Genomic DNA, 4,705 nt, shown 5'->3' with positions numbered 1-4,705 from the left:
GCGCCAGACGAGCTCCCACGACCCTCGCGGGTCAGGGCGTCAGCACCCGGGCCTGCTGCTGGGCGAGGACGCTCAGCTCGGCGGCCTTGAAGGCGTGCTCCTGGGTCATCGCGTTCTCGGTGCGCTCCAGGCAGTCGAGGATGAGCTGCCCGAAGTAGGGGAAGCCGACCTGGCCGTCCGCGACCAGGTGGTGCTCGCCCTCGCCGTCGACGAGGAACACGTGGCCGCCGCCCTCGCCGGTGCCGACGTTGACGTACTTGCGCAGCTCGATGTACCCCTCGGTGCCGAGGATGATCGTGCGGCCGTCGCCCCACGTGCTCAGCCCGTCCGGCGTGAACCAGTCGACGCGCACGTACCCGGTGGCCCCGTTGTCCATGACGATGCCGGCCTCGCCGAAGTCGTCCAGCTCGGGGTGGTCCGGGTGGTGGTAGTTCGCGATGGCGGCGTGGCTGATCTCCGCGTCCTTCGCGCCCGCGTAGTGCAGCATCTGGTCGAAGTTGTGGCTCCCGATGTCGCACAGGATGCCGCCGTACTTCTCCTTCTCGAAGAACCAGTCCGGTCGCCCGGTGCCGAGACGGTGCGGGCCCAGGCCCATCACCTGCAGCACGCGACCGATCGCCCCGCGGTCGATGAGCTGCTCCGCGAGCACGGCCGCCTCGACGTGGATCCGCTCGGAGTAGTAGACGGCGTACTTCTGACCGGTGCGGGCCGTGGCCTCGCGCGCGGCGGCGAGCTGGTCGAGCGTCGTCAGCGGCGCCTTGTCGGTGAAGTAGTCCTTGCCGGCCTCGATCACCCGCAGCCCGAGCGGCGCCCGCTCGGACGTCACCGCGGCGCCCGCGACGAGCCGCACCTCGGCGTCGTCGAGGATCTCGGCCTCGCTGCGCGCCACCCGCACGTCGGGGAACTTGCTGCGCATCACCTCGACCTTGGCCGGGTCGGGGTCGTACACCCACTTCAGGGTGCCGCCGGCGCCCGCGAGGCCCTCGCACATGCCGAACACGTGGCCGTGGTCGAGGCTGGTCGCCGCGAAGACGAACTCCCCCGGCTCGACGACGGGCGCGGGCACGGGCTCCGGCGCGTACGCGGCGCCGCTCGCGGTGCTCGCCGCGCTGATCGGGCTGCCCGCGCTCATGCCTTCGCCCCCACCGTGATCGCGCCCGGCAGCTCGCCCACCGACGCCGTCTTCTCGAAGAACCGCGGCGCCCGCTCCAGGAGGGTCCCGGCGCGGTAGTAGGGGTCGTCGGGCGACAGCGGCAGGTCCACGGTGCGGCGCTCGATGCCCGCCTCGTAGATGGCGGTGACCAGCTCGATGGCGCGGCGGCCGGCGTCGCCGTCGACGGCCGGACGCCGGCGCTCGCGTACGGCGTCGAGCATGTCGGCGATCTGCCCGGCGTGGCCGGTGTGCTCCAGCGGCCGGTGCGCCGCCGCGACGGCCTCGATCTGCGCGACCCGCTCCGTGTCGTCCTCGTCGGCGGGGAAGCCGTTCGGGTTGGCCAGGTTCGCCTCGACCTTCCACGGCTGCGAGACGCGCGCGTTCCGGCCCTGCACGACGATCGCCTGCTCCTCGCCGTGGCTCACCACGGAGGCGGTGACCTCGGCGAGCGCGCGGTCGTACTGCAGCACGCTCACCGACAGGTCCTCGACCTCGGCGTTCTCGTGCGCGGCGTTGGTGAGCACCGACGTCACGGCCTTCGGCGAGCCGAGCATCCACAGCGTCATGTCGAGGTGGTGGATGGCGTGGTTGAGCGTGCAGCCGCCGCCCTCGCGCTCCCAGGTGCCGCGCCACCACAGGTCGTAGTACTCGGTGCCGCGCCACCAGGCGGAGCTGACCTGGGCGTGCGTGACGGGGCCCGCGAGGCCGGAGTCGAGCACCTCCTTGAGGGTCGCGATGTCGTCGCGGAACCGGTTCTGCGCGACGACGGACAGCAGGCAGCCGTTGTCCTGCGCGGCGGCGATCATCGCGTCGCACTCCTCGAGCGACGGCGCCATGGGCTTCTCGACGAGCACGTCGACGCCGGCCTCCAGGGCCTGGATCGACAGGGCGGCGTGGGTGGACGGCGGCGTCGCGACGCTGACGAGGTCGAGGTGCTGCTCGGCGGCGAGCATCTCGGCCGCGTCGGTGTAGACGCGGGCGCCGTCGAGCCCGAGCTCCGCGCGCATGGCCTCGGCGCGGCCCGGGGCGGGGTCGCACAGCGCGACGATCTCGCACTCCCCCGCGAAGCGCTGGTAGCCGTCGACGTGCGCCCGGGCGATGCCGCCCGTGCCGACGATCCCGATGGTGAGCATGGTTCCTCCGATGGAACGAGCTGGCTGACGATCCGGCATGATACGTATCATGCAGCGGTGATCAGACTGGCCGCCGGGCAGCGGACCTGTCAAGGCGAGAGGTGAGGGAGGTCATACTGTGGCGGTGCCGAACCCACCCACCAGCCGCGACGTCGCGCGCCTCGCCGGGGTGTCCCAGGCGACGGTGTCCTACGCGCTCACCGGGCGCGGCACCATCTCGGCGGCCACCCGCGCGCGGGTGCTCGAGGTGGCCGAGTCGGTCGGCTACCGGCCCAACCTCGCCGCACGGTCCATGCGCACCCGGCGGTCCGGCCGGCTCGCCGTGGTGACCGGCGCGAGCCTGGACCACCAGGTCAGGCTGCTCACCGGCGCCGGGGAGGTCGCCGAGGCGGCGGGGTACGTGATGGAGACCCACACCGTCGACGGCACCCTCGAGGAGCGCACCGGTCGCGTCCGGGACCTCGCCGAGAGCGGCCAGTACGAGGGCGTCCTCACCCTCGTCCCCGTGCTGCCCGCGGCCCTCGCGGACCCGTCCGGCTCCGCGAGTCCGGACGGGGGCGCGCCCGTCGTCGCCGAGGCCACGTTCGACGAGCAGATGCGCAGCGTCGGCAACCTCGCCGACGCGAGCACCGTCGAGGTGCTGGTCGGGGCGCTCGTGGCCGCCGGGTACCGCCGGTTCGTGCACGTCGCGGGCCCCGACCACTACGCCTCGGCCCGCGCCCGCCGCGACGTGTACCTGGCGTCCGTCGCCCGGGCCGCCGCGGACCCCACCACGGCCGACGTCGTGTCCCTCGGGGTCATCGGCGGCTCCTGGTCGGGCGACGACGCGCGTCGCGCCGTCGCCGAGATCCCCGCGGACGCGCCACCCCTCGCGGTCGTCGCCGGGAACGACTACCTCGCCGCGGGCGTGGTGCGCGGCGCCGCCGAGCGCGGCTGGTCGGTGCCGGACGACCTCGTCGTCACCGGCTGGGACAACTTCGCGATGGGGGCGCTGATGATGCCGTCGCTCACCACCGTCGACGTCGACTTCCCCGAGGCCGGCCGCACCGCGATGCGCCGGCTGGTCGCGACCGTGCGAGGCGAGCCCCGTCCGGCGCCCGGCGCGCCGATCCACCGCATCGTGTGGCGGGAGTCCACCGGCGGGCGCCCCGGTGCGGAGGCCGTCCAGGAACCGCCCCGGTGACGCCCTTACCCTGAGCCCGTGACCGAGCCCCGCACCCTCCCGCCGTTCGCCTCCGACAACTACGCGCCCGCGCACCCGGACGTCCTCGCCGCCGTCGCCGCGGCGAACGACGGGTACGCCGTCGCGTACGGGGACGACCCGTGGACGGCGCGCCTCGACGCCCGCGTGCGCGAGGTGTTCGGCGCCGGGGCGCTCGCGTTCCCCGTGCTCAACGGCACCGGCGCGAACGTCGTGTCGCTCACCGCGCTGTCGCCACGCTGGGGCGGCGTCGTGGTGTCCGACGTCGCGCACGTGAACACCGACGAGAACGGCGCGCCCGAGCGGGTCGGCGGCCTCAAGCTGCTCGCCTGCCCGTCCGTGGACGGCCGGATCACGCCCGACGACGTCGCGCGCTGGGCCGGGCAGCGCGACGACGTGCACCGCGCCCACCCCGCGGTGCTGTCCCTCACGCAGTCGACCGAGCTCGGCACCGTCTACCCGCTCGAGGAGCTGCGGGCGTTGACGCACGTCGCGCACGACCTGGGGATGGCCGTGCACGTGGACGGCTCACGCCTCGCGAACGCGGCCGCGACGCTGGGCTGCTCGCTGCGGGCCCTCACCACCGACGCGGGCGTCGACGTCGTCTCCCTCGGCGCCGCGAAGAACGGCGGCATGCTCGGCGAGGCCGTGCTGGTCCTCGGGCCCGACGCCGCCCCGGACGCCGCGTCCGCCCGCGCGCGGGAGGCGGCCGCCGCCGCCGTGCCGTTCCTGCGCAAGGCGACGATGCAGCTCGCGTCCAAGACGCGGTTCGTCTCCGCGCAGCTCCTGGCCCTGCTCGGGGAGCCGGACGACGCGGAGCCGCTGTGGCACCGCAACGCCGCGCGCGCGAACGCGATGGCCGCGCGGCTGCGCGCGGGGCTCGAGGCGCTGGCCGGGTCGGACGGCGACGGCGTGCGCGTCACCCGCCCCACCGAGGCGAACGCCGTCTTCGCCACGCTCCCCCGCCCCGCCGCCGACCGGCTGCGCGCCGTCGCCCGCTTCTACGACTGGGCCGACGGCGAGACGCCCGACCGCGTCGAGGTGCGGCTCATGTGCGCCTGGGACACCGCGCCGGGGACGGTCGACGCGTTCGTCGCGGCGGCCGCCGACGCCCTCGCCTGATCGCAGCGGCAGTTCGGGTTCGGGGGGGGGGGGTGGAAGGGCGCGCCAAAAAAAGAAAGCCACTTCCCCACAGAAAACCCGAGGGAGGCAGAGGGA

Annotated in this window: 4 protein-coding genes; 2 read left to right on the top strand and 2 right to left on the bottom strand. The window is 74.5% G+C overall.

Features of this window, described 5'->3' with window-relative positions:
• Nucleotides 1-31 precede the first annotated feature (31 nt).
• Both ACFCZN_RS19115 and ACFCZN_RS19110 read right to left on the bottom strand, forming a co-directional pair.
• On the bottom strand, nucleotides 32-1,132 hold the full coding sequence (locus ACFCZN_RS19115) for a Gfo/Idh/MocA family protein (RefSeq protein ID WP_430557803.1): 1,101 nt from the start codon (nucleotides 1,130-1,132) through the stop codon (nucleotides 32-34).
• Nucleotides 1,129-2,286 (bottom strand): Gfo/Idh/MocA family protein, encoded by a 1,158-nt coding sequence (locus tag ACFCZN_RS19110; protein WP_430557802.1) that lies wholly within the window; start codon nucleotides 2,284-2,286, stop codon nucleotides 1,129-1,131. Before ACFCZN_RS19110 ends, ACFCZN_RS19115 begins: the two co-directional genes overlap by 4 nt.
• 124 nt (nucleotides 2,287-2,410) lie before the next feature.
• Between ACFCZN_RS19110 and ACFCZN_RS19105 the strand changes: the two genes are divergently transcribed.
• Together ACFCZN_RS19105 and ACFCZN_RS19100 are read left to right on the top strand one after the other, a co-directional pair.
• Complete coding sequence (locus ACFCZN_RS19105; RefSeq protein WP_429765372.1) at nucleotides 2,411-3,469, top strand: LacI family DNA-binding transcriptional regulator; 1,059 nt, start codon at nucleotides 2,411-2,413, stop codon at nucleotides 3,467-3,469.
• A gap of 18 nt (nucleotides 3,470-3,487) precedes the next feature.
• The gene (locus ACFCZN_RS19100; protein ID WP_430557801.1) at nucleotides 3,488-4,609 is read left to right on the top strand and encodes a threonine aldolase family protein; all 1,122 of its coding nucleotides are present in this window, start codon (nucleotides 3,488-3,490) and stop codon (nucleotides 4,607-4,609) included.
• Nucleotides 4,610-4,705 lie beyond the last annotated feature (96 nt).

Source organism: Isoptericola sp. NPDC056134 (genome assembly GCF_042264825.1).
Taxonomy (GTDB): domain Bacteria; phylum Actinomycetota; class Actinomycetes; order Actinomycetales; family Cellulomonadaceae; genus Isoptericola; species Isoptericola nanjingensis.
The sequence above is the reverse complement of the archived record's forward strand: the minus strand, read 5'-3'. Positions and strand labels throughout refer to the sequence as shown.